Here is a 1335-nt window from a genome sequence, read left to right as displayed (position 1 = left end):
TTTCAATCTAGGTTTATAGAAGCCAAAATATCCAATAATCAGAATAATAAACCAGATTGGACTGACTTTAAGCGCTTCAAATGTATCGGTTTCCAGTGACATAATATAAATCGTGCCAATAAAAAATAAAATCACCAGCCAACAAGTGAATACACCTCCTGGCAGCTTAAATGTGGATTGCTCATGTAATTCAGGACGTAATTTACGATAACGCATATAGCTGATCATGATCATCACCCACACACAAATAAATAAAATAGTCGATAATGTCGTTGCCAAGGTAAAAGCGCGAACAGTATCCGGTACAAAATATTGCAATGCTGCACCTGCAAGCAATGCAACACTTGAAAGATATAAACCATTTGCCGGTACAGATGCCTTAGACAATTTTCCCAACGCCTGAGGTGCCTGATGCTCTTTTGCCAGACCAAATAACATCCGGCTGGTTGAGAAAACACCACTGTTCATTGATGACATCACTGACGATAAAACCACAAGGTTCATGATAATCGCAGCAGCAGCAATTCCTGCTTGTGAGAATAAGTTCACAAACGGACTTACTTTGGGATTAATTTGATCCCATGGCGTTACGGACATCACGATCAATAATGCCAAAACATAGAAAATGATGATCCGAATTGGAATGGAATTCACTGCTTTGGGTAAATTAATTTTTGGATCTTTGGTTTCCGCAGCCGTTGTACCTACCAACTCTACGCCCACAAATGCAAATATCGCAATCTGGAATCCGGCCAGAAATCCACCCCAACCTTGAGGGAACATTCCATTATGCGACCAGATATTACTAAAACTTGCTACTGCACCACTTTCATTGGTAAAGCCTGTGACAACCATCCAGATTCCCACAGCGATTAACACCACAATCGCAATAATCTTGATCATGGCAAACCAGAATTCCATTTCTCCAAACAGTTTTACTGTTACCAGATTCAGCCCCATAATAAATAAAATGGCAGCAATACTGATCATGGCACCTTCAACCGGGGTAAAAGCTATGCCATCATTAAAAAACATCAGGTAATTATTGATGGCCGCCAAATCGGCAATCCCCACGGTGATCCAGCATAACCAATATGTCCATCCGACAAAATAGCCTGCCCAAGGTCCTATCAAATCTGTCGCAAAGTCAATAAAGGATTTATATTGTAGATTGGAAAGTAATAATTCCCCTAATGCGCGCATGACTAAAAATAATGCACAACCAATGATCATATAAATAAACACAATCGATGGACCGGCCAAACTAATGGTTTTTCCTGATCCCATGAATAATCCGGTACCTATTGCTCCACCAATCGCAATTAATTGTAAATG

Annotated in this window: 1 protein-coding gene; it reads right to left on the bottom strand. The window is 40.1% G+C overall.

The genetic code is table 11. The annotated features are described in order from the left end of the window. Positions 1-1335: amino acid permease (locus F4V57_RS14690; RefSeq protein WP_150330564.1), on the bottom strand; the 1335-nt coding region annotated here is incomplete at both ends.

This window comes from Acinetobacter qingfengensis, assembly GCF_008693185.1.
Taxonomy (GTDB): Bacteria; Pseudomonadota; Gammaproteobacteria; order Pseudomonadales; family Moraxellaceae; genus Acinetobacter; species Acinetobacter qingfengensis.
This window is presented reverse-complemented; position numbering and strand designations above follow the sequence as displayed.